This is a genomic window from Cohnella lubricantis (genome assembly GCF_014212015.1).
GTDB lineage: Bacteria > Bacillota > Bacilli > Paenibacillales > Paenibacillaceae > Cohnella > Cohnella lubricantis.
Genome location: NZ_JACJVN010000027.1, coordinates 18,861 through 42,834 on the forward strand (window position 1 = coordinate 18,861; position 23,974 = coordinate 42,834).

Consider the following 23,974-nt stretch of genomic DNA (forward strand, 5'->3'; position numbering starts at 1 on the left):
TGAATGATGAGGAGGATGCAAGAGAGATGAGCGAAGCTGTAGCAACGGAGGCAGCCGCGCGCGAAGCGGCGGAGCGCATGATCAAGCAGATCGCGGCGGAGCTTGGGATCAGTCCCGGTCAGGTGCGCACGGTCGCTGGCCTGCTCGACGAAGGGAACACGATTCCGTTCATCGCGCGTTACCGTAAGGAGATGACCGGCGAGCTGGACGAGAACCAGCTGCGGGCAATCGAGGAGCGGCGCGGCTATTTGAAGCAGCTCGAGGACCGCAAGGGCGAGGTGCTGCGCCTGATCGACGAGCAGGGCAAGCTGACGCCCGAGCTGCAGGCTGCGATTGCAGGCGCGGTGAAGCTGCAGGAGGTCGAAGATCTGTATCGGCCGTATCGCCAGAAGCGCAAGACGCGCGCCAGCGTCGCCAAGGAGCGCGGGCTGGAGCCGCTCGCGCAATGGCTGCTGTCGCAGCCGCGGCAAGGCGATCTGCTAGCGGAAGCAGCGCGCTATGTGGATGCGGAGAAGGGCGTGGCGACGCCGGAGGAGGCGGTGCAGGGCGCGATGGACATCGTGGCGGAGGGCCTCGCCGACGACGCGAACGCGCGCAAGCAGGTGCGGCGCTTCATGTGGGAATACGGCGTGCTGCGCAGCAAGGCGAAGAACGCTGAGGCGGAGTCGGTGTACGAGATGTACTATGACTATTCGGAGCCGGTGAAGCGGCTGCCGCCGCACCGCGTGCTCGCAATGAACCGCGGCGAGCGTGAAGATGTGCTCAGCGTAAGCATCGACGTGCCGGTGGAGCGGATCGTGGACGAGCTGCAGCGGCGGTTGATTCGCGGCGCATCGGTCACGCGGGACGCGCTGGCCGCTGCCGCGGAGGACGGCTACAAGCGGCTGATCGCGCCGTCGATCGAGCGGGAGCTGCGCGGCGAACTGACCGAGAAGGCTGAGGAGCACGCGATCGGCATCTTCTCCGAGAACCTGCGCAATCTGCTGCTCCAGCCGCCGGTGAAGGGACGCGTCGTGCTCGGCGTCGACCCGGCCTACCGGACAGGCTGCAAGCTGGCTGTCGTGGACGAGACGGGCAAGCTGCTAGAGGTGGCCGTGTCGTATCCTACGCCGCCGCACAACAAGAAGGCGGAAGCCGAAGCGCTGTTCCGCCGCTTGATCTCGCAATACGGCGTCCATCTCATCGTCGTTGGCAACGGCACCGCATCGCGCGAGACGGAGCAATTCGTCGTCGACGTGATCAAGGGCATGCCGGAGCGCGGGCTGCAGTATCTCATCGTTAATGAAGCAGGCGCGAGCGTCTACTCCGCGTCGAAGCTGGCGCAGGAGGAGTTCCCGGATCTGGACGTCGCCGAGCGCAGCGCCGTGTCGATCGCGCGCCGGCTGCAGGACCCGCTGGCCGAGCTCGTCAAGATTGAGCCGAAGGCGATCGGCGTCGGGCAGTACCAGCACGACGTGTCGCAGAAGCGGCTCGACGAGAGCCTCTCCGGCGTCGTCGAGTCGGCGGTTAACCACGTCGGCGTCGACGTCAACACGGCTTCGCCTTCGCTGCTGTCGTATGTGGCGGGGGTGAACGCCACGATCGCCAAGAACATCGTCAAGCAGCGCGAGGAGAACGGCCCCTTCGCTGACCGTTCACAGCTGCAGAAGGTGCCGCGGCTCGGCGCGAAGACGTTCGAGCAGTGCGTCGGCTTCCTCCGCATTACGGACGGGCGGAATCCGCTCGACCGGACGCCGATCCACCCGGAGTCGTACAAGGTGGTCGACCGGCTGTTCAAGGAGCTCAAGCTGCCGTTGTCAGCGATCGGCACGGATGAGCTGAAGGCTCGCTTGAGCGAGGTGCAGGTTGAGGAGATGGCGGCTCGGCTTGAGGTTGGCGCGCCGACGCTGCGGGACATTGTAGGCAGCTTGCAGCGCCCGGGACGCGATCCGCGCGACGAGCTGCCGCCGCCGATCTTCCACACCGACGTGCTCGACATCGAGGATCTGAAGCCGGGCATGGAGCTGCAAGGAACGGTTCGCAACGTCGTCGACTTCGGCGCGTTCGTCGACATCGGCATCAAGAACGACGGGCTCGTGCATGTCTCGCAGCTGAGCAACAAGTTCGTCAAGCATCCGACGGAAGTCGTCGCCGTCGGGGACACCGTGAAGGTGTGGGTCATCGGCGTCGATCTGAAGAAGGGGCGCGTCAGCCTGACGATGAAGGGACCGGCGATTTAAGCCGGCCCGAGTGAGTGCGTCGCGTAAGCCCTCGAGGAGGGCTTCGGGAAGCGAGAAGCGCGCGAATTTGGCCCCTCCCCGCCCGCCCGCGCGTCAAAAAGGCCGCCATTCGCCCGTCCGCTCGTTAGAGCGGCTGGACCGAAGGCGGCCTTTTATGATGAGCCTTGAAGGGCTTGCGCCGGAGCTCAAGGCTTGGTATGCGAAGCGGACGGGGTATTCCCCGATGGAGACTGCCGTTGGTAGAAAAACCAGCAGTCGTTCAGCATCTTGATCTGCCGGCGGTCCTTCTTGAGGTACGCCCGCATGAGCTGGTTGCACAGCCATTGCGGCATTGCTGTCGCCCTCCTCCCCTGTCATGCTGCATTACTAGCATATGGGGGTGGGCGAATGACCGTGCAGGTCCCGTTCGCGGGGAGCTGCGTTCAGCTGCCTTTTTACGACATGACTTCTTCCTCTTCCTCGTACCACTGCTCGAGCTGCGCCTGAAGCGCGCGGATCTCGGTCAGCAAGGAGATGAGCGGATAGGAGCTCTCGCGGATGGCGGCGAAGGCGCGTTCCAGCTCGTTGATATACGCAAGCCCGCCTACCGGGACTTCGTTCTCGTTAAGAAGCTCGAGACCGTTGCATTCCGCGACAGCCTTCGGCAGCTCGGGAATGTTGTCGGCGGTTAGCTTCGCGATCTCTTTATGAAGCCGCAAATTCAGCGCGCTTAATTGGTAAGCATGAGTCGCAGGCATCTCGACCCACAGCAGGCTTCCGTCTGGACGCTGCATTAGAATATAAGCCTTGTTGGACATGGCGGCGCGTTCTCCCCTCGATCGGCAATTCCTACTTGACAGTGTAGCCCAACGTCAGTCTACAATTCAAGAGGAATACAAGCGCGAACAGGCGGGAGGGGCACACGTATGAACGACAGCGAACTGCAGCAATGGGTCGAAAAGGTATCTCTCGCGGCGTTCGGCGTTCCGTTCCGCCACAAAGCGACATTCAACGGGCGGCTGCGCACGACGGGCGGGCGTTACTTCCTGAAGAGCCACAATATCGAGATCAGCCCTCACCAATTGGCCGTGAACGGCGTTGAGGAGACAGAGAAGATCATCAAGCATGAACTGTGCCATTATCATTTGCATTTGGCCGGCCGGGGATACAAGCATGCCGATCCGGACTTTAAGCGACTGCTGAAGCAGGTGGGGGCGACGCTCTATTGCAAGACGCTGCCGGGCGCCAAACGGAGCTTGCCGGTGAAGTACTATCTTGTCTGCCGCGATTGCGGTATGTCGTACCCGCGCAAGCGTCGCGCCGACCCGCGCCGATACGCCTGCGGGAAGTGCCGAGGCAAGCTCAAGCTGGTCGAGGCGCAGCCGGAGCAGGAGGCGTGAGAAGCCGCGCCAGGGATCGGATTTGGGCGATGCGACGAATGCATTTTTGCCAATAAAAAACATTGGACGAACCGCTTGACTTCGCTTGGGAACCATGATAAATTATTAAATGTCGCTTCGGACGAAACCATATTCCCTGATAGCTCAGTTGGTAGAGCACTCGACTGTTAATCGAGTTGTCACAGGTTCGAGTCCTGTTCGGGGAGCCACTTTGGAGAGGTACCCAAGAGGCCGAAGGGGGCGCTTTGCTAAAGCGTTAGGGTGTAACAGCCGCGAGGGTTCGAATCCCTCTCTCTCCGCCACCACCAAGGCGACGAATTGAAGAGCCATCACCGGTCAGCCGGCGAAGGCTCTTTTTGGTTGTGCGTTAGAATGTTGGTTGCTGGAGTCGATTGTGGTTGTCGGCTAGTTGGTAATCGGTTGCAGGGCTACAGCCACTTCTTGCGCTTGTAGAACCACCAGAGGCCGGCAGCGACGAGCGCCATGATGAGCCAAAGAGCGGGATAGCCGAACTTCCATTCGAGCTCGGGCATGAACCGGAAGTTCATCCCGTACACGCCGGCGAGGAACGTCAGCGGCAGGAAGATGGAGCTGATGATGGTCAGCGTCTTCATGATCTCGTTCATCCGGTCGGACTTCATATTGAGCTGAAGCTCGAGCAGAGCCGTCATCGCTTCGCGGAACGAGTCGATCGAATCGAGCACGCGCGAGATGTGGTCGTAGATATCGATAAAATAAACGTCGGCCTCCCGGCGGCTGTAAGGGAACTGCTGATGGCTGAGCAGCCCGAGGGCGACCCTCTCGTCCGCGAGAATGCGGCGCAGCGTATGCAGGCGCCGCTTCAGGCGGAATACGTCCCCTGCGATGCGTACATGGGGGTTGTGGAAGACAGCTCGTTCGTGCTTGTCTAGGCTGTTGTCAATCTTGTCCACGACATTGGCGTAGTCGTCTACGCAGTGGTCCAGCAGGCAGTAGAGGAGGCTGCCGGAGTATTCCATATACCTGGAGGTTCGGCGAAAGTCCTCTCTCGCCCGGCGAAGCGAATCGACTTCTTCCGGACAGATCGTAATTACGTAGTTCGGCCCGATCACATGCTCGATCTCCACCGTCGACAGATCCGGATTCACGTGGAAGAACGTCAGGAGCAGATGCTTGTCGTACCTGTCGAGCTTGGGGCGCTGGCCCAGCGTGACGCAATCCTCAACGATCAGAGGATGGCATCCGAACATGTCCGAGAGGATACGCTGAATCTCTTCGGCGGAGCTGCCGATCAGCGGAATCCAGGCAATCTCTCCGTCATCCGGCACGCGCATCTCGGTCTCGGCAACGGCTTTGGAATGCGTATTGTATAAGAGCATTGGCGTTCTGTTCTCCCCTCGGTGAGATGCTTATAGGATAGCATATTTTACCATTAAAAAAAGTTCGCAAAAGGACTTGCACATGTGCCGGGATTCAGGTATACTCATTTTTGTCGTTTGAACGAGGCGCCTGATGAACGGGCAGCAATAAGACTAATGTGGCCCGTTGGTCAAGGGGTTAAGACACCTCCCTTTCACGGAGGTAACATGGGTTCGAATCCCATACGGGTCACCACTGAATTAAGAGCCATTAGCTCAGTTGGTAGAGCACCTGACTTTTAATCAGGGTGTCGAAGGTTCGAGTCCTTCATGGCTCACCAGTTTCGATTATGCCGATCGAAGCCGGAGAATTATCATATGCGGTCGTGGCGGAATGGCAGACGCACCAGCTTGAGGGGCTGGCGGTAGCAATACCGTGGAGGTTCGAGTCCTCTCGACCGCACCATACATAAGAGATCATCCCTTGCGGAAGCAGGGGATTTTTTTGTTTTTGTTACAGGACAGTCCAACCATCTAGCAAATCGTAGATAAGGTATTACTTTTCATTGCTCACCCCCATGTCAACGAGGCCTATGCTTTTCTACAATTAATGGTAGAGCAGAGGAGGGGACGAACTTGGAATATAACCTTAATGCGCGAACTGCGCCCAAAGCCATTCATCCGTCGACGCTTCGTCTCGGAGGAAGCAATCCGAACGGAGAGCGGATCGGCTTCACCAATTATTATATGGAGATGAACGGGCAGCCCTATATTGCGATCTGCGGCGAAATTCATTACAGCCGATATCCGCATGCGGAATGGGAGACCGAACTGCGGAAGATGCGTGCTTCGGGGATTAATGTGGTCGCCACGTATATTTTCTGGAATCATCATGAGGAACTGGAAGGCGCCTTCGATTGGGAAGGCGACCGTAACCTGCGAGAATTCACGGAGCTATGTTCCCGCTGCGGACTGTACGTCATTCTTCGGATTGGCCCATTCTGCCATGGCGAAGTGCGGAACGGGGGCTTGCCGGACTGGCTGTTCGGGCGCGAGTTCGACGTTCGCTCGAACGATGAAGGATATTTGGATTACGTAGGCAGGCTGTATCGGGAGATCGGCGTGCAGGCTGCTGGGTTGATGTATAAGGACGGCGGACCGGTGATCGGTATCCAACTGGAGAATGAATTCAACGCCGCGGCCGCCTTATGGGAGATGACCGCCAAGCAAGGAGATGAATATCTGAGCGGCGGAACCGGCGGTGCGGAGCATATGCGCCAATTGAAGCGGTTAGCGATTGAGGCCGGTTTGGCGGCGCCGATCTATACGAGCACAGGCTGGGGCAACGCCCCGCTGTTGCAGGACGAAGTGCTGCCGCTATACGGCGGTTATGCCTACACGCCATGGAGCATCAGCGAGCATAACCCCGAGCAGCAGCCGACGGGCGAGTATATCTTCGTGAATTATCATAGCGACGATGCCAGCGCTGAACGCCACTTTAATCCCCCCTATCCGCGGACGCTATACCCGTATGCCTGCTGCGAGATGGGAGGCGGCATGCAGACGTGGTACTTGTCGCGCTTCCAAGTGGAGCCGGAGAGCGTCGCAGCGATGAGTCTAGTGAAGATCGCGGGCGGCTGCAACTTTATCGGATATTATATGTTCCACGGCGGCACCAACCCGGTCGGCGTAACCGGCTACCTGAATGAAAGCACGACGCCGCGCATCACTTACGACTTTCAAGCGCCGATCGGCGAATTCGGTCAGGTTCGTCCGTCGAACGATTTGCTTCGCCCGCTCCACTATTTTCTGCGGCAGTTCGGAAGCCAATTGGCTCCTATGGTCACGGTGCTGCCGGATGGCGCAGCCGATATTCGCCCAGAGGACACCGGGACGCTCCGCTATGCGGTTCGGACGGACGGACATTCCGGATATCTCTTCGTAAATAATTATCAAGATCATGCGATCATGCAGACTCATCGAGATGTGCGATTTGCCATTGATAGCCGGGACGGCACCATACGCTTCCCTCGGCGCTCGGGCATAACGGTTCGCCCCAACGCCTCAATGATGCTCCCATTTCATATGAACTTGGATGGCCTGGATCTTCTGTATGCGACCGCACAGCCGATTACCGCAATTCAATCGGAGGAGGCTGCGACGTTTTTCTTCCAGATGCACGAGGGGATCGACGGAGAGTTCGCTATTGGCGAAGAGGGGGTTGCGGACATTGAATGCTTCGGAAGTGCTTCAACTGAGAGAGACAATGAAGGCGGCCGCCTCATAACGGTATCCCATGACTGTTCTGCACTGATCCGCATCGCCATGCATGGCAGCCGTGACGTATGCCTATATGTCATGACAGCTGCGGAAGCGGCGCAAATGTGGGAAGTAGAGGTAAGAGGCAGCCGTCGCATCTTCTTCTCTGAGGCGCCAGTCACGGCAAGCGGAGACCGCATCGAGTTGACCGCCAGCATGGCTGCTTCGCCGACCGTCCCGGATGGATACCGGTTCAGGGAATACGCCGGCCCTGGAACCGGCGGCGCGCTCGCTTTGTCGGCCGCATCCAAGGATCATCGGGCGGAGAGCCGGGACGGCGCCTTGTTCCGGACGCACACCGTGCGGTTCCCGCAAGTCGAGATCAAGCTCGATGTCCGCCGGCTGCACGCCCATAAGGTCGAGCTTGCCGTTGATACAGCTGCGGTTACCGGACATGTATGCGACGCGCTGCTATCGATCGATTACACGGGAAATGTGGGATATGCCTTCTCCGGCGGGAAGTTATTGCATGACCATTTCCATAATGGCGCGCAATGGGAGATCGGGCTCGCTCGGTTCCGGGACAAGATCCGCGATGGCAAGATTGTGCTAGAGACAACGCCGCTGCGCAGAGGTGTGATGAAGGTGGCGTCTGATGCCGCCATGGCAGCGGAACAAACCTTTATCGGAGAAGAGACGGCCGTTATCCGAGAGATTCAGATCAAGCCGGTCTATCGAATCCTTCTATTGGCTGAGTCGGATTCGTAATATAGGATTCTGTGAATAATCTGTCTATTCCCGGCTTCCATTTGCTATCCAATCTTATATACTCAAGGATAAGCAATCGTCGCGCACTTCGATGATCCGGGAGGCAGGCATGGGACGCACGATAACGCAGAGAACGTATATTCCGTATACCTACAAGATGATGATCTCCTATCTTATTCTAGTGCTAGTAACAGACATCGTCATCGGTTATATCTCTTACACGATGTTGATCCGATCAAGGACGGAGATCGCGGAGACCAACATTAGAACAGGGATAGAGCAGACTCGCGACAATTTGAAGTATCAATTAGACGAGATTCAGCGAATATCCGATACGCTGTTCGGCAACGTACCGTTTCAACGGGCGCTCGAGAAGCGCGGCGATCCGTTCGAGATATACCTGACGATGATTGACGATATCGTGCCTCAGATGCGGGCTCCGCTGCAGCTATTCGGCAATCCGCTCCGGATTATTCTGTACACATCGAACGGCGATCTCAATATTGTGGAAGGCGACGATCTATCGACGCCGATTCAGGATAGCGATTACTACATTCTCTCCTCTCGGGACATTGCAGGCAGCGAGTGGCTTCGGACAGTCGAGGCGGGGGATGACAACCGGTGGATGCAGATCGAGACGGACAACGAACTGGCGAACATCTCTCATATTCGCCGCATGGTGTCGTTTAACGGTTACCTGACCGTGAGCGGCTATCTGCGAATTACGGCCAGCTTCGCCGATCTGCTCGGCAACTTCGAGACGTTCCCGGTTCAAGATGGCATCACGATACGTCTCGCCGACGTATCTTCAGAGACGGTTCTCTACCAGCAAGGCAGCGCAGTACCAAGCGAAGGTACGGCTGACTATTTGACGCTAACGCAGGAGGTACCGGGAACGGACTTCGTTATCGAGACGCTAGTATCTTACGACTATCTTCGCAAGGATGCGCGCCAACTGCAGAAGGCTATCTTCGCCATCTGCTCCATCAGCTTCCTCGTCATGGCGCTGATTGGCATCTTCGTGGCCAGGTTGTCAGGACGCAAGATGGGCAAGATTGTATCGCTTGTCCGATCGTTCGAGAGCGGGAGCTTCGAGAAGAGGGTCCGGTTCGGCGGCAATGATGAATTCTCGCGGATCGGAGAAGCGTTCAACGCGATGGCCGCGAATATTCAGGAGCTGATCAGCAACGTCTATGTGCAGGGCATTCAGCGCAAACAGGCGGAGCTCGAAGCGCTCCAAGCTCAGATCAACCCGCACTTCCTCTACAATTCGCTCTCCACGATTAGCAGTCTTGCCAACCTCGGCGAGACGAAGCAAGTGACGGCAATGGTGAAGGAATTGTCGAAGTTCTATCGCCTCTCGCTCAATCAGGGCCAAGTGCACATTCCGCTCGGCAAGGAGCTGGAGCAGGTGGAAGCCTATTTGGACATCCAGCGGGTCAAATATGAAGGCGCTTTCTCGGTTCACATTGATGTAGACCCCGATATTCTCGATATACCGGTCATCAAGCTCATTCTCCAGCCCTTCGTCGAAAATGTATTTAAGCACGCTTGGTTCGGCGATACGATCGCGATCCGGATCACGGGGCGCAGAGCGGGTGACAACCTTGAGCTTAAAGTAATCGACAACGGCGTCGGCATGAGGCCGGATGTCGTCAAGACATTGCTCGCAGGCGAAGGGCAGGAAGGCGGTTACGGGCTTCAGAACGTGAACGAACGAATTAAGCTCAGGTACGGCAGCGAATACGGCATCGAGATCGGCAGCATGAATGGCGGAGGCACGGCCGTGCGAATCGTGCTGCCGGCGGAACATGCCCGAGCGGCGGATGAAGCATAGGCGGACAACTGGAAGGAGAGGGCCATGATGGTAACCGTACTGCTCGTGGACGACGAGAAGATCGATTTGGAATGGCTGAGGCGAAGAGTCGCAAGCAGCGGACTGCCGCTTGAAGTCGCGGGAACGGCGAACAGCGGATTCGCCGCGCTGGAGTTCGTTCAAGAGAAGCAGATCGATATCATTCTATCCGATATTCGGATGCCGATTATGACGGGGATGGAATTCGCCCGCAGAGCGAAGGCGATCAATCCGCGGATTAGGATCGTGTTCATCAGCGGCCACGAGGACTTCGGTTACGCGAAGGAGGCGCTCACCCTTCAAGCGTCGGGCTACCTGCTGAAGCCCGTCGACGACGACGAGCTGCACGAGATGCTGGCTCGTCTATGCGCAGACGTTCAGGCAGAGCGGGAGCGGATCCGAACCGAGGTTGAGGTATTGTCGCTTGCGAGCCAAGAGCTTCTTCTTCGATGGTTAAGCGGCCGGGCGCACGAACAGATCGACGAGCATATACAACAGTTTCTGGCGCCGATCGTCAGCAGGGGCGCTGCGGCGGTTATCATCGAGATGGACGATGTGGATTGGAAGATGCGCGGCGTTCCGGAGGAAGAACGTCGGCAACTGGTTAGTAGCATGGTTAAGTTCATCCAACAATTCACGACGGAGAACGGACTTGGCACGATTGTCGCCAGTCCGTCCGATTACCGGCTTGTCGTATTGGCCGAAGGCTCCGAGGAGGAGTTCACCGTATTGCTGGAGGAGCTGATCCGCGAAGTGGCGGGCGCTCATCCGTTGACGGTTACGGTAGGCTGCGGCATGTTCACCGATGATTGGCGCCGGCTTCCGGAATCGTATCGCCAAGCGGCGGCCGCTCTTGGCGCCAAGTGGCTGATCGGGAAGAATCGGCTTATTTGCGATGTGGCGGAGAATCGTACGGATACGCAGGTTTTCGACAACTTTGACGGGATCGTGGATCGAATGCTGCACGCGATTCTGGCATACGATCTGGTCGGCATTGACGACTGCCTGCTGCGAATTTTCGGCCGGGACCAGCCGTTGCATCGGATGGACGAAGTATATAACCTGATTATCCGGATGACCTCCAAGCTGAACGCGGATCTGCGGCAGTTGAATGAGAATCTGTATGAGCTTCTGGAATGGGAGTCGCATCAGCCGGCTGTCTTGTTCCGGTTCGAGACGGTGGACGACATTCTGTCTTGGCTAAGAAGGAGATTCTTCGAGCTGTCCGAGATGCTTCTCACGAAGCGGTCCAGGGCGAATCGTAAGCTGATCGACACCATCCTTCGTTATGTACGGGAGAGAATCGAGATGAAGGTCACGCTGAAGGAAGTAGCGGCGCATTTCCACTTCTCGCCGAACTATTTGGGTCATCTCTTCAAGGAAGAGACGGGGATGAACTTCAGCGATGTGCTGTTGGATCTGAGAATGAAGCGGGTATGCGCGTTGCTAGAGGATCCGTCTCTCAAAATATATGAGATCGCCGATCGCGTCGGTTATAAGAACATCATTTACTTCAATCGTCAGTTCAAGCAATCCATCGGCATGTCGCCGGGCGAATACCGGAAGAAGCATCATATTTGAATCGTGGAATGTGTATAAGTTTTAGTTGCTTCCCTTACTGCTCCGTGCTTGAACGTTCATCTTATAATTGTTGTAGAAAATGAAAGCGCTATACCTGATTGGAAGGAGGCGGCACTTTGAAACGGTACGGATTCTGGCATGACGCACTCAAATATAGAACCTTGCTGCTTATGCTGCTGCCCGGCGTCTTGTTCTTCATGCTGTTCGCTTATATTCCGATGGCTGGCGTCGTTCTGGCGTTTAAACAGTACACCTATGATGGCGGCATCTTCGGCAGTCCCTGGAACGGGCTGGATAACTTCCGCTTCTTCTTCGACTCCGGCAGCGCCTGGCAGGTGACCCGTAATACGGCGCTGTACAACATCGCTTTCATCATCGTGAACAATGTGTTGGAGATCGCCATGGCGATTTTTCTGTTCGAGATCGCAGGCCGGTGGTTCCGGAGAGTATTCCAGACTCTGCTGTTCCTCCCTTACTTCATCTCTTGGGTCGTAGTCGGCGCCATCGCCTACAATCTGTTCAGCTTCGACTACGGCACGATCAACGCCGTGCTGAAGGGACTAGGCATGGAACCTGTCGATATTTATAATACGGCCGCGTACTGGCCGGTTCTGCTGGTCGTCGTCTCCGCTTGGAAGGCTGTCGGATACGGTTCAATCATGTATCTGGCCGCCATAACAGGTATCGATACGGAAATGTACGAAGCCGCGGAGATCGACGGCGCGAACATCTGGCAGCGGATTACCCGAATTACGATTCCGAACCTGTACCCGACCATTATCATCCTTGTATTGCTTGCTATCGGCAATATCTTCAGAGGGGACTTCGGGATGTTCTATAACATGGTCGGCAACAACGGGCTGCTGTTCGCCTCGACGGACGTCATCGATACGTTCGTATTCCGGTCGCTGATCTCGTCCAACGATATCGGGATGTCGTCGGCAGCTGGGTTCTACCAATCCGTGCTCGGATTCATAACGATTCTATTAGCCAATTATGCCGTGCGCAGCTATGACAAGGACCGCGCGCTCTTCTAATAGAGAGGGGAGGAAGGACATGAGCACACAACGAACCACTCGAGCTGGCGCGGGACAGACGGCTGGAAGCGCAGGCCGGGGGAGAGCCGATAAGCGGTTGTTCCAGACCATTGCCTACCTGCTGCTATCTATCGTCTCTCTCTTCTGCCTGATTCCGTTCGTGCTCGTTCTCTCGGCTTCGTTAACGAAGGAGAGCAGCATTATCGAGAACGGGTATCAGTTGATTCCTACATTGATCTCGACGGAAGCATACAGCCTGCTGTTTAAATATCCGGAGCAGATGCTGAAAGCTTACGGCGTGACGATCGGCGTTACAGCGCTAGGCACCGCATTCGGCTTGTTCCTGACTTCGATGACCGCTTACGTGCTGGCAAGGAAGGACTTCAAATGGCGGAACGGCTTCTCCTTCTTCTTCTTCTTCACGACGCTGTTCAGCGGCGGCTTGGTGCCTTGGTATCTGTTAATCGTCAACTATCTCCATCTCAAGGATACGTTCCTTATCCTCGTGTTGCCGCTTCTGTTCAACGTATTCTACATCCTGGTCATGAAGTCGTTCATGAGCGGCATTCCGGAGGCAATTGCGGAATCGGCGAAGATCGACGGAGCGGGCGACTTTCTGATCTACAGCAGGCTGATCATTCCGCTGTCCAAACCGGTGCTGGCGACCATCGGCCTGTTCATCGCGCTTGGTTATTGGAACGATTGGTACAACGCGATGCTGTTCATCTCGAACGACAATTTGATGCCGCTTCAATATTACCTGTACAAGATGCTGGGCAACATGGACGGCATGCGCAGGGCCATGATCGCCTCGGGCGCCGTGGTCAATCTCCAAATCCCGTCGGAAAGCCTCAAGATGGCGATGACGATCGTCGCGATCGGGCCGATCCTGTTCGCGTATCCGTTCATCCAACGGTTTTTCGTTCAAGGCCTCACCATCGGTGCCGTCAAAGGATGACCTCAGGGCAACCTGGTTATCAATATATTATTTTCCAATAGGGGGATATCCATTATGCAACGCGAGAAAAGATCGGCCATCCTGCTTCTTGCACTTGCATTCATCCTGTCAGTCATACTCGCCGCATGCAGCAGCGGCAACAACAACGCAGCCGGCACGGCTTCCGCCCAACCATCCGAGTCGAGCGCGCCGAGCGCGAGCTCGCAGCCTTCGGATTCGAACGCCGTAGATACGTCGGAGGAAGTTAAGCTGAAGATGATCCTGCTCGGCGGCAAACCTGTCGATTACGATCTGGTCTTCGGCGAACTGAACAAGTTGCTTAAGGAGAAGATCAATGCGACCGTCGAAGTGGAGTTCCTCGATTGGGCGGACTGGAACCAGAAGTATCCGTTGAAGTTCGCAGCCAACGAGCAGTTCGATCTCGTCTATACGGCCAACTGGGCGTACTACAACGATCAATCGCTCAAAGGCGGCTTCCTGGAGCTCACGGAGGATATGCTGCAGAAGTATGCTCCGAAGACTTGGGCCGCCATGCCGGCAGTCTCGTGGGACCAAGCTAAAGTGAACGGCAAGCTGTATATGGTGCCGAACAATAATGTGGAAGTGACGAACAAGGTCGTCCTCTACCGCGAAGACCTTCGCCAGAAGTACAATCTGCCCGAGATCAACAGCCTGGAATCGTATGCGAACTATTTGAAGACGGTCGCCCAGAACGAGAAGGGCATCACCGCTTATGGAGCCAAAGCCGCGGACGGCTGGAAGTGGCACGAGCTCGACCAAGCGACCTTGGAGCATAACAACGACTTCAAGGTCATCGATACGCGCGTGCCGCTGGCTATTAAGCTGGACGATGCGACCGGCAAGGTGTTCAACATCTATGACACGCCGGAGTTCAAGGAGCTGCTGGCTTATTACAAGGATCTGGCTGATAACGGCGTCTGGTCGAAGAACGTCGTCAACAACAAGAACGATGTATGGCAGGATATGAAGGCGGGCAAGGTCTCGTCCTATGCGCAGAACCTCGGGACGGTAGCGGCCAATCTGGCAGAGGCTCGCCGTGATACGCCGGATCAGCAATTCGCGATCGCTGACATTGCGCCGAACAGCAAGAAGCTTGCTGCCATCTCTACGCAGAATGGCATGGCCATTCACGCGACCTCTGCCAATCCGGAGCGCGCGCTGATGCTCATCGATCTGCTGCAGAACGACAAGGAGATTCATGATCTGACGATGTACGGCATCGCCGGCTCGCACTACAACCCTGAAGGAGACGACAAGTATACGGCAGGACCTAATGCGGTTAACTATCCTGCCGGCATCTCGAACTGGGGCTGGAACTCTGAGCTGAACCGGCAGGACGCTTCGTATCCGCAAGAAGCGAACGACATCTTCGATGGATGGCAATCGAAGATCTACCACTATCCGCTTGAGACGTATGTATTCGACGATTCGAATGTCAAATCGGAAGTCGCGAACATTGGCAATGTCATTATCCGCTACGGCATCCCGTTGGAATATGGCCTCATCAAGGATACGGACAAAGGCGTGGCCGATCTGATCGAACAGTTGAAGGCTGCGGGCATCGATAAGGTTCAGCAGGAGATGCAATCGCAGATCGACGCCTTCCTAGCGAATCAATAAAGATTAATAGAGAAGGAGGGGAACTGAACGGGTCCCCTCTTTCTTCTTATCGATCTGACGAAGGAGATGAGAGAGTATGGGAGCCAAATTTCCGCCGATTAGCCGCAAGATTCCCGCGTTTATGCACGGCGCCGATTATAACCCTGATCAGTGGCTGCACGATCCGAAGATCTTCGAAGAGGATATTCGCCTCATGAAGCTGGCGAACTGTAATGTCATGTCCGTTGGCATTTTCGGTTGGGCGGCTTTGGAGCCGGAGGAGGGCCGATTTGAATTCGGCTGGCTCGATCATGTGCTGGATACATTCGCGGAGAACGGCATTTATGCCTGGTTGGCAACGCCGAGCGGCGCGCGGCCCGCATGGATGTCGCAGAAGTATCCGGAGGTGCTGCGGGTCGAAGCGAACCGCGTCCGCAATCTGCACGGCATGCGGCATAATCACTGTTACACGTCGCCGGTCTACCGGGAGAAGACGGCGATCATGAACGCGAAGCTCGCCGAGCGGTATTCGAATCACCCGGCGGTCGTCGGCTGGCATATCTCGAACGAGTTCGGCGGCGAATGCCACTGCGGGTATTGCCAAGAAGCGTTCCGCCGCTGGCTGCGTGCGAAATATAGCTCGCTAGAATCATTAAATCAGGCTTGGTGGACCGCATTCTGGAGCCATACATATTCGGATTGGTCGCAAGTGGAGTCTCCGGCGCCCCACGGAGAGTCGATGGTGCACGGCCATAATCTGGATTGGCGGCGTTTCTTATCAGACCAGACGCTTGATTTCTACAAGCATGAGATCAAGCCGCTCAAGGCTGCCAATCCCGAGCTGCCTTGCACGACGAACATGATGGATTTGTTCTACGGCCTGGATTATCGCTCGTTCGCGAAGGAGCTTGACGTCATTTCCTGGGACGCCTATCCAACTTGGCACGAAGCGCCATCTGATAGGGATGTGGCTTCGTGGTTCGCCTTCAATCACGACCTGTTCCGTTCGCTCAAGCACAAGCCGTTCATGCTGATGGAGAGTACGCCAAGCTTGACCAACTGGCAGCCGGTGAGCAAGCTGAAGCGTCCGGGCATGCATCGTCTGTCCTCGCTTCAGGCAGTGGCGCATGGCGCCGATACGGTGCAGTACTTCCAGTGGCGCAAGAGCCGCGGTGCCAGCGAGAAGTTCCACGGGGCTGTCGTTGATCACATTGGACACGAGCATACCCGCGTGTTCCAAGATGTCGCGGACCTGGGCCGCACGCTGGCGGGGCTGGCGGAGCTTGTCGGAACGCCTGTGCCGGCCGAAGCGGCGATCTTGTTCGACTGGGACAACCGTTGGGCGGTGAATGACGCCCAGGGTCCCCGCAACTGCGGGATTCACTACGAGAAGACAGTCATGCAGCACTACCGCGCTCTGTGGGGATTAGGCGTTCCCGTAGACATCATCGGCGCCAATGACGATCTCTCCGGGTACAAGCTGCTGCTGGTGCCGATGGCTTACCTGCTCCGGCAGGAGACGGGGGAGAAGATCGAGCGATTTGTCCGCGGAGGAGGAACCGCGGCGATCACCTATTGGAGCGGCATCGTGGACGAGAACGATCTATGCCATCTCGGCGGCTTCCCGGGACCGCTTCGCAAGACGGCCGGCATATGGGCCGAGGAGATTGAAGGCTTGTATGACCATGACCGCAATTCGGTTCACATGCGTCCAAGCAATCAACTCGGCTTCGAGGGCTCCTTCGAGGTGCGGGAGCTGTGCGAGCTTATCCATGCCGAGACGGCGGAAGTTCTGGCCGTCTACGGCGGCGACTTCTATGCCGGGCGTCCGGCGCTGACAAGAAATAGCCTGGGAGATGGCCGGGCGTATTATTTGGCGGCGCGGGTAAGCGACGATGCCTTCTATCGGTTATTCTATGGCAAGCTCGTGCAGGAGGCTGGCGTCCGCCGGGCCATCGGCAGCACGCTGCCGGATGGCGTAACCGCCCAGTTACGCAGCGACGGCGACACCGACTACGTGTTCCTTCTCAATTTCTCGGGAAGAGAAGCCCAAGTTGAGATGGATATGGGCGGATACGAGGATGCGGAGACGGGCGCAGCCGCAGCCGAACGGGTGGAGCTTCCGGCTAATGGCGCGCTCATTCTGCGGCGGAGGGCGAATTAATCAAGAAGGCGGTGCCGGGGACATCACCCAGCACCGCCTTCTATATAAGAGCCCTTCACCGCTTCCGCAATCTCTTCGCGATCGCGGTGCCTAGCGACTGCACGATCTGCACCCACAGGATGAGCAGGAGGACGCAGGTGATCATCACGTTCGGCTCCCAGCGCTGATAGCCGTAGCGGATCGCGACGTCGCCGAGGCCGCCGGCCCCTACGACGCCGGCCATCGCGGAGGCGCCGACGAGACTGATCGTGCCGATCGTCAGGCCGAGCACCAAGCTGGGCCGCGCCTCGCGAAGCAGGACGCGCGTAATGATCTGCCTGTGGGTCGCGCCCATCGACTGGAACGCTTCGATGACGCCGCGGTCCACCTCAAGCAGGGCCGATTCCAACAGCCGGGCCAGATAAGGCGCCGTATAGACAACGAGCGGCACGATCGCCCCTTTCACCCCGATCGTCGTACCGACCACCCACTTCGTGAACGGAATGATCGCCACCATCAGAATAATGAACGGCAAGGAGCGAAGCACGTTAATGATGATATTCATCACTTGATAGACAATCGGATTAGCGTATATATGTCCTGGCCGAGTCACGACGAGCACGATGCCGAGCAGCAGGCCGATTGCGGCAGAGATCACCAAGGAGTAGACAACCATAATTCCGGTCTCTCTCATCGATTGCACATATAAGTCCCAGAACTCCGCGAAGCTGTCGAAGAAATTACCCAGCATAGTCGATCACCTCAATCTGCAGCTCCAGCCCGGACAAATAATCGATGCCCGCTTGGATCGCCGCCGGTTCCCCCGTTACGCGAATGACGAGAGTACCGAACGTTGTATCCTTAATTTGCGTAATGTTGCCGTACATAATGTTGGGACGAAGCGCGAACTTGACGGCGAGCTCCGCCAGGATCGGCTCGGCCACGTGGTCGCCCGCGAACGAGATCCGCAGCAGCTGACCCGGATCGTCGTGCTGTTTGATCTGCGCCAACAATGATTCCGGCAGATTCACGTCAAAGATCGTCTTGATGAAGTTCTTCGTAATCGCCTGCTGAGGCCGCGAGAAGACGTCCAGCACCTTGCCCTGCTCGACCACCTTGCCGTTCTCCATCACCGCCACGCGGTCGCATATCTTCTTGATCACATGCATCTCGTGGGTAATGAGTACGATCGTAATATGGTACTTGCGATTGATCTCCAGCAGCAGCTCCAGGATGGATTCAGTCGTCTGCGGATCGAGCGCCGAGGTCGCTTCATCGCACAGCAGAATCTCCGGATCGCTGGCCAGCGCCCGGGCGATCGCAACGCGCTGCTTCTGGCCGCCGGACAGCTGGGACGGATACATCGCTTCCTTCTCCTTCAGGCCGACGATCTCCAGCAGTTCGCCAACCTTCCGGTTAATCTCGTTTCTAGGCGCACCCGCCAAGCGCAGAGGGGTCGCCACATTGTCGAATACCGTGTTGGAGGAGAGCAGGTTAAACGTTTGGAAAATCATGCCGATCTTGCGGCGCGTCTTCCGAAGCTGCCCTTCCTTCAGGCTCGCGAGATCCACGCCATTAATGCTTACCGTGCCCTCGGTCGGCCGTTCCAGGAAGTTGATGCAGCGGATTAACGTGCTCTTGCCCGCGCCGCTGAAGCCGATAATGCCGAAGATCTCGCCCTGCTGCACCTCCAGCGTCACATTCTTGACGGCTTCGATCTTGTGCTTATTCTGATAGAACACCTTAGAGACGTTCTTCAGTTGAATCATGTCCTTCATCCTTCCGCTTCTCGTTAAAAAATAGAAATGGCAGGTCCGCTCCCGCGTGGGAGAGACCTGCGCATGACCGGCTTGGCTATTGCCAAGCCGGCACCATCGATTCACTGTAGTTGTCCGTGACGAACTTCTTCACTTCTTCGGACTGGAACGCCTTGACGAGCCGCTGGAAGATCGGCTTGTCCTGGTCGCCATCGCGAACCGCGATGATGTTCACCCACGGAGAGTCTGCCGGCTCGCGGTAGATGGCATCCTCCGTCGGGGACAAGCCGTTGTCAACCGCATAGTTGGTGTTGATGACGGCCGCGGTCAAATCTCCAAGCGCTTTGGGCAGGAAGGCGGCGTCCAATTCTTTGAACTTCAAATTTCTCGGATTCTCGGCAATGTCGCGAACGGTAGCGGTAACGCCAACGCCTTCCTTCAGCTTAATGAGGCCGGCGCTTTGGAACAGGATCAGCGCACGGGCGCCGTTCGTCGGATCGTTCGGCAAGCCGACCGTGTCTCCGTCCTTCAGCTCCGACAAATCCTTGATCTTCTTAGAGTACACCCCGATCGGATAATTGATCGTATCCGCGAGCTTCACGATGTGCGTACCGTTCGACTTATTGAATTCGTCCAGGTACGGCTGGTGTTGGAAGGCATTGGCATCCAATTGGCCGTCCTCCAGCACTTTGTTCGGCTGGACATAGTCGTTGAACACGACTAACTCCAAATCCAGATTGTCTTTGGCTGCGACTTCCTTGGCTACTTTCCAGATTTCTTCCTCAACGCCTGCCATAACACCGATCTTTAATTTGTCGCCCGCCGCCGGAGAGCTGTTATTGGCATTCTCGTTTGAATTGCCGCATGCTGCAGCAATTGCTGTCAGCGCGAAGACCATGAAGATAAGAAGGGATTTTTTGACCACTCCAAACACCGCTTTCCATTCTGATTTGCTGCTAACCTGTAATGGGACAGTAAGAATAAAAATATATCGTGATAAAACTTGTTGTCAATGAACAAATAAGCAACAATTTGATTTGGGCATTGCTGACATGTCGCATTTTGTTTTATTATGGAAGAGCCTATTTTATTTTGGAAAATGCAGTCTCAGTTTGTGCCGAAACGGCTAACTTTAACCAAGCTTGGGGGGAATCGATGATGACATCACTGCTAACCAAGACCAAACAGAAATGGACAGGCAGCTTTGGCAACTCCGCTTCTTCCGGCTCCAATCGTTCTTCCGCGCTTGGTAGATTTGAACAAAGCCTGCAAGGCAAAGAAGAGGTCCTTCAGCCGCCTGCCGAGATTCAGGAGCGTTATGATTATTTGAAGTTTAACGACAAGTCGAGGGCTATTAGCGCTGACGCCCAAGAAGCGATTGCGGCTCATATGCCGGCGATCTTCGATAAGATCTTTCTGGAGTACGAGCACCCGGGATTCATCGGCTTCTTCAAGGACCCTGCCGGCAATTGGGTGGCGGCACGGGAGGAGATCGAAGGTTATCTGCTGTCGTGCTTGAGCAATAAGTTAGGCGCGGCAGAGATGGATTTGATCGAGCAGGCTGGACAGCTGTATGTCCATACGCAAGTGCAAATCGCATGGTACACAGCCGTATGGGACAAGTTCCTGATTGAGATTCTTCCGCTGCTAGCCGAGAAGTACAAGGATTCTCAAGTTCTGGCGAGAGTGACCCAGGAGGTTCTGCGTTACATCAGCATTCAACGACAGGTCGTCCTGGACAAATTCAAGCAGTCATTGGATCAGAATTTAGCCGACAACCAACAGAAGGTCAAAGACGATTTCAAGGGCCGAGTCGGCGAAGTCGTGGAGAATTTCGCGGCGATGAGCGAGCAGAGCGGCGCTAGCTCGCAGCAGATGCTGGCTCAGATGGAGCAGATCCGGGTCAATGCGGACGAAGGCGCGAGACTGTCCCAGGAATCGAACGTTCTCTCCAACAAGGGCAAGAACCAGCTGGATGAGACGATCTCCTCGATGAAGACCATCGAAGAGAATACGTTGAAGGTCGACTCGAGCATGGCCAATCTGCAGAAGACCGCATCGAGCATCCGGGATCTGTCTGCCACGATCGCCGAGATTGCCAGCCAGACACACCTCTTATCGCTGAACGCTTCGATCGAAGCGGCCAGAGCCGGAGAACAAGGCCGCGGATTTGCCGTTGTCGCCCAAGAGGTGAAGAAGCTGGCCGAGGAATCACGCGTGGCTGCCGAGGAAGTATCGAATCTGGCCGCGAACACGTCCAAGCAATTCGAAGAAGTGACCTCTCGAGTGAAGGGCATTCAGGCATCGGTGTCGGAATGCAATCAGAGCTTGTCCCATACCGAGAATGCGTTCGAAGGCATTCTGAATGGCAGCGCCAAGTCGAACGAGCAGATTCAGCTCATTCAGACCGAAGTGGCTCAAATGACAGTCGTTGTCGAGGAGATCGCCAAAGTCGCGGGAGAGGTAGCCGCCACGGCGGAAAGATTAAATACCGCAGTCAAAGCTTTCTAATAGGAGAACATCATAGGACAATATCCAAGGGCGCCCGCGAGGCGCCTTTCTTCGTCTGCATGTTCCGGTCTGTGCGATATCCGCATGTCGAATGGTCGACACCGAACAAGCCGCCGCGACGCGGTTTGACAGCGATTAGTCCGGAGGTTGCGGACATGTAGCTCTTGTGTTAGGTTTTGCATGGTAATGGAGGCACTTCCATCCATTTCTCTCCTTGCTATGATAGGGATATCGCCCTTCGCGGGCTATGCCAATCATTCCAGAGGAGGAGTTCTATTTGGTCAAACGTAATCTTATCGGTCTGATCTCGTCGTTCATTCTGATCGGCGGTCTGCTCGCGCCTGCAGCAGCGTCTGCGGCGCCGGCCAAGCAGGCCAGTTATAACGCGAATCCAAGCGTCCTGGACGTCGGCGCCAAGCTGAGAGCTGATACGCTTGAGATCGTCCAAGCGGAAGGCCGCCTTGACCTGTCCGGCAGCGAGGCTTCCGCTGATGCCGCTTCATCCTCTGCAGCAGCTGCTTTGACGGCAGACGATATTGGCACCGTTAAGCCTTGGCTCACGAATAACGACGTTGACGGCCAGTATTATTTGACGAACTTCACTCTACGCGCGGTCGGCGAGCACGGCGAAGTGTGGGTCGCGAACAATCTCAACTTCCCAAGCGGGGATCCGCGGAACGGCTCCTCTCAAATTACAGACGAGCAGGTCCAATATTTGCTCAACGAATTTGAGACTCGCATCTACCCGAAGGAGATTGAATATTTCGCTCCTCCGGCCGAGCGTACAGGGGAGAACGGCTACAACGGCTGGTACGAGGATGAGAGCGGCCGCGTCGTTATCCTGATCGACAATATCAAGGATCAAAGCTACTACAATCCGACCTATCCGAGCTACATCGCCGGGTACTTCTCCCCGACGATCAGCGATTTCGTCGATCGCAATGTCATGACGGTCGACAGCTACGATTGGGTGAACCGGACCGGCCCGGACGCGGCGAAGCCGTACCTCTACGAAGGCGTATTCGCGCATGAATTCCAACACTTGCTGCATCGCGACAGCGATTCGGGCGAAGAGAGCTTCATTAATGAAGGCTTGTCCGACTTCGCGCAATATATGGTCGGCTACGGCCATTCGACGGATCATGTGGAAGAATTCCTGGCGAATCTCCGGAATTCCTTGACCCTGTGGGGCGACCAGTCGGACCTGCAGATTCTCGCTGATTACGGCACCGCTTATCTGTTCCAGCTGTATCTGTACGAGCAGTACGGCGAACCTTTTATCCAGACGCTGTTCCATGATCCCTCCACCGGCATCAGCGGCGTTGAGGACGCGTTAGCGCAAGTGGGTGTCAACAAGACCTTCGCTGAAGTGTACGCCGACTACATGACGGCCGTTATGCTGGACAGCGGCTATCAAGGCGATTCTTCCACCTACAAGTTCAATCTGATTGATCTCAAGCCTGACCTTAGCACTTCAGTGCTGGCTGACAATAACTCGCCTGCATGGGGGACGGACTTCAAGGTCATCACGCCGGATCCGAAGATCGACCACCTGTACTTCGAAGGGCTCGACTTCCTGCGCACGAATTGGACGACGGTAGAGGATCCTGAGCGCGGATCTGTGCTATGGGGCAATCAAGGCGACCTGGCCGACAACTTCCTCGTTAAAGAACTGGATCTGACCGGCGAGACTGCGCCTGAGCTTAGCTTCGACACCAACTACAACATTGAAGAGACGTGGGACTTCGGCGTCGTACAGGTATCCGAGGATGGCGGGCAAACGTGGACGTCGCTGGCCAACGAGAATACGCGCAGCGATATTGTAGATGGCGGCTATCCGAAGATCACGGCGAATCTGCCGGGCTTCACGGGCAGCTCCGGCGGCTGGACGACGGAGACGTTCGATCTGTCCGCTTATGCCGGCAAGCAGATTCTGCTGGGCTTCCGTTACTTGACCGACTGGGGCTACAACGAAGCGGGATGGTATCTGTCCAATCTTCGCCTGAACGGAACGGTGATCGACCCGATGACCGATACGTCCGGGTTCATGAGCCTGGAGCAGGCTACCGGACAATACGTGAATTACCAGGTCGAATTCATCGGCTATATGAAGAATTACGACAAGCAGAAGGCGAAGGGCAACGACAATCAGGTCAAAGTCATTCGTCTGCCGGATCCGGTCAATATGTCCGAATCCGACCGGGTCGAATTGGCTGATATGCTGCGCAGCTCGAAGTACGATCGCATCGTCATGATGACGACGTACGCCGCGCCTGAAGGAACGTCGAACAGCGTGACGTATGATTACGATGTGGTTATGAAGGATACGGGGAAGAAGGGCGGCAGCGCCAAGAAAGGCAAATAAAACGGCAGCAGATGCTCGAGGTTAACTTAGGCCTGCAAGGCCATGCAGGCGAACAAAGCTGACATAGGCGCACAAGGTTAACGCAGGCCATAGAAGAGGCTCCCAGCCATGGCGATCATGGGGGGAGCCTCTTCCGCGTCTATGCCGGATGCGATGTGCCGGATGAAGTATGCCCAGTTGCCATA

Annotated in this window: 17 protein-coding genes and 5 tRNA genes; 16 read left to right on the forward strand and 6 right to left on the reverse strand. The window is 56.4% G+C overall.

Translation table 11 applies throughout. The features are described from left to right. Window positions 1-26: 26 nt before the first annotated feature. Complete coding sequence (locus H4Q31_RS06985; RefSeq protein ID WP_185178360.1) at window positions 27-2,219, forward strand: Tex family protein; 2,193 nt, start codon at window positions 27-29, stop codon at window positions 2,217-2,219. Window positions 2,220-2,404: 185 nt separating this feature from the next. Here H4Q31_RS06985 and cmpA read toward each other — a convergent pair whose 3' ends face one another. Both cmpA and H4Q31_RS06995 read right to left on the reverse strand, forming a co-directional pair. Beyond that, the gene (gene cmpA, locus H4Q31_RS06990; protein ID WP_185178361.1) at window positions 2,405-2,551 is read right to left on the reverse strand and encodes a cortex morphogenetic protein CmpA; all 147 of its coding nucleotides are present in this window, start codon (window positions 2,549-2,551) and stop codon (window positions 2,405-2,407) included. A 102-nt stretch (window positions 2,552-2,653) separates the two neighbouring features. Continuing rightward, window positions 2,654-3,016, reverse strand: a complete 363-nt coding sequence (locus H4Q31_RS06995) for a hydrolase/acyltransferase (RefSeq protein WP_185178362.1) — start codon at window positions 3,014-3,016, stop codon at window positions 2,654-2,656. Window positions 3,017-3,124: 108 nt separating this feature from the next. On the opposite strand from H4Q31_RS06995, the gene H4Q31_RS07000 reads away from it, so the two are divergent. From H4Q31_RS07000 to H4Q31_RS07010, 3 genes are all read left to right on the forward strand, one after another. Continuing rightward, a complete protein-coding gene (locus tag H4Q31_RS07000) occupies window positions 3,125-3,598 on the forward strand; it encodes a SprT family protein (RefSeq protein ID WP_185178363.1) in 474 nt (157 codons plus the stop codon). A gap of 133 nt (window positions 3,599-3,731) precedes the next feature. Beyond that, window positions 3,732-3,807 (forward strand) — tRNA-Asn (locus tag H4Q31_RS07005). Window positions 3,808-3,811: 4 nt separating this feature from the next. Further along, window positions 3,812-3,900 (forward strand) — tRNA-Ser (locus tag H4Q31_RS07010). A gap of 126 nt (window positions 3,901-4,026) precedes the next feature. Here the strand turns inward: H4Q31_RS07010 and corA are convergent. Further along, entirely contained in the window at window positions 4,027-4,956 is a 930-nt protein-coding gene (gene corA / locus H4Q31_RS07015; RefSeq protein ID WP_185178364.1) for a magnesium/cobalt transporter CorA, read from the reverse strand. Window positions 4,957-5,116: 160 nt separating this feature from the next. Between corA and H4Q31_RS07020 the strand changes: the two genes are divergently transcribed. The 10 genes from H4Q31_RS07020 to H4Q31_RS07065 all read left to right on the forward strand — a co-directional run bounded on the left by H4Q31_RS07020 (window position 5,117) and on the right by H4Q31_RS07065 (window position 17,177). Then, window positions 5,117-5,191: transfer RNA gene (locus H4Q31_RS07020), tRNA-Glu, on the forward strand. Between the two features lie 9 nt (window positions 5,192-5,200). Then, window positions 5,201-5,276: transfer RNA gene (locus H4Q31_RS07025), tRNA-Lys, on the forward strand. Between the two features lie 39 nt (window positions 5,277-5,315). Further along, a tRNA-Leu gene (locus H4Q31_RS07030) sits at window positions 5,316-5,401 on the forward strand. A gap of 170 nt (window positions 5,402-5,571) precedes the next feature. Further along, the gene (locus H4Q31_RS07035) at window positions 5,572-7,962 is read left to right on the forward strand and encodes a beta-galactosidase (RefSeq protein ID WP_185178365.1); all 2,391 of its coding nucleotides are present in this window, start codon (window positions 5,572-5,574) and stop codon (window positions 7,960-7,962) included. Window positions 7,963-8,071: 109 nt separating this feature from the next. Further along, window positions 8,072-9,799 carry a sensor histidine kinase gene (locus tag H4Q31_RS07040; RefSeq protein WP_185178366.1) on the forward strand — a complete coding sequence of 576 codons (1,728 nt, stop codon included), beginning with the start codon at window positions 8,072-8,074 and terminating at the stop codon, window positions 9,797-9,799. Between the two features lie 24 nt (window positions 9,800-9,823). Next, window positions 9,824-11,398 (forward strand): response regulator, encoded by a 1,575-nt coding sequence (locus H4Q31_RS07045; protein ID WP_185178367.1) that lies wholly within the window; start codon window positions 9,824-9,826, stop codon window positions 11,396-11,398. 116 nt (window positions 11,399-11,514) lie between these two features. Continuing rightward, the gene (locus H4Q31_RS07050; protein ID WP_185178368.1) at window positions 11,515-12,435 is read left to right on the forward strand and encodes an ABC transporter permease; all 921 of its coding nucleotides are present in this window, start codon (window positions 11,515-11,517) and stop codon (window positions 12,433-12,435) included. A 19-nt stretch (window positions 12,436-12,454) separates the two neighbouring features. Beyond that, entirely contained in the window at window positions 12,455-13,393 is a 939-nt protein-coding gene (locus H4Q31_RS07055) for a carbohydrate ABC transporter permease (RefSeq protein WP_185178369.1), read from the forward strand. A 54-nt stretch (window positions 13,394-13,447) separates the two neighbouring features. Then, window positions 13,448-15,034 carry a DUF3502 domain-containing protein gene (locus tag H4Q31_RS07060; RefSeq protein ID WP_185178370.1) on the forward strand — a complete coding sequence of 529 codons (1,587 nt, stop codon included), beginning with the start codon at window positions 13,448-13,450 and terminating at the stop codon, window positions 15,032-15,034. 76 nt (window positions 15,035-15,110) lie between these two features. Further along, window positions 15,111-17,177, forward strand: a complete 2,067-nt coding sequence (locus tag H4Q31_RS07065) for a beta-galactosidase (RefSeq protein ID WP_185178371.1) — start codon at window positions 15,111-15,113, stop codon at window positions 17,175-17,177. A 55-nt stretch (window positions 17,178-17,232) separates the two neighbouring features. Here H4Q31_RS07065 and H4Q31_RS07070 read toward each other — a convergent pair whose 3' ends face one another. From H4Q31_RS07070 to H4Q31_RS07080, 3 genes are all read right to left on the reverse strand, one after another. After that, window positions 17,233-17,904, reverse strand: a complete 672-nt coding sequence (locus H4Q31_RS07070; protein ID WP_209703594.1) for a methionine ABC transporter permease — start codon at window positions 17,902-17,904, stop codon at window positions 17,233-17,235. Continuing rightward, complete coding sequence (locus H4Q31_RS07075; RefSeq protein WP_185178373.1) at window positions 17,897-18,925, reverse strand: methionine ABC transporter ATP-binding protein; 1,029 nt, start codon at window positions 18,923-18,925, stop codon at window positions 17,897-17,899. The genes H4Q31_RS07070 and H4Q31_RS07075 overlap by 8 nt, the downstream gene beginning before the upstream one ends. Window positions 18,926-19,010: 85 nt before the next feature. Further along, window positions 19,011-19,838: a MetQ/NlpA family ABC transporter substrate-binding protein gene (locus H4Q31_RS07080; protein WP_209703590.1), complete on the reverse strand. Its 828-nt coding sequence runs from the start codon at window positions 19,836-19,838 to the stop codon at window positions 19,011-19,013. 233 nt (window positions 19,839-20,071) lie between these two features. On the opposite strand from H4Q31_RS07080, the gene H4Q31_RS07085 reads away from it, so the two are divergent. Further along, a complete protein-coding gene (locus H4Q31_RS07085) occupies window positions 20,072-21,424 on the forward strand; it encodes a methyl-accepting chemotaxis protein (RefSeq protein ID WP_185178374.1) in 1,353 nt (450 codons plus the stop codon). 277 nt (window positions 21,425-21,701) lie between these two features. Beyond that, window positions 21,702-23,789 carry a choice-of-anchor J domain-containing protein gene (locus tag H4Q31_RS07090; protein ID WP_185178375.1) on the forward strand — a complete coding sequence of 696 codons (2,088 nt, stop codon included), beginning with the start codon at window positions 21,702-21,704 and terminating at the stop codon, window positions 23,787-23,789. The last annotated feature ends 185 nt before the right edge of the window (window positions 23,790-23,974 follow it).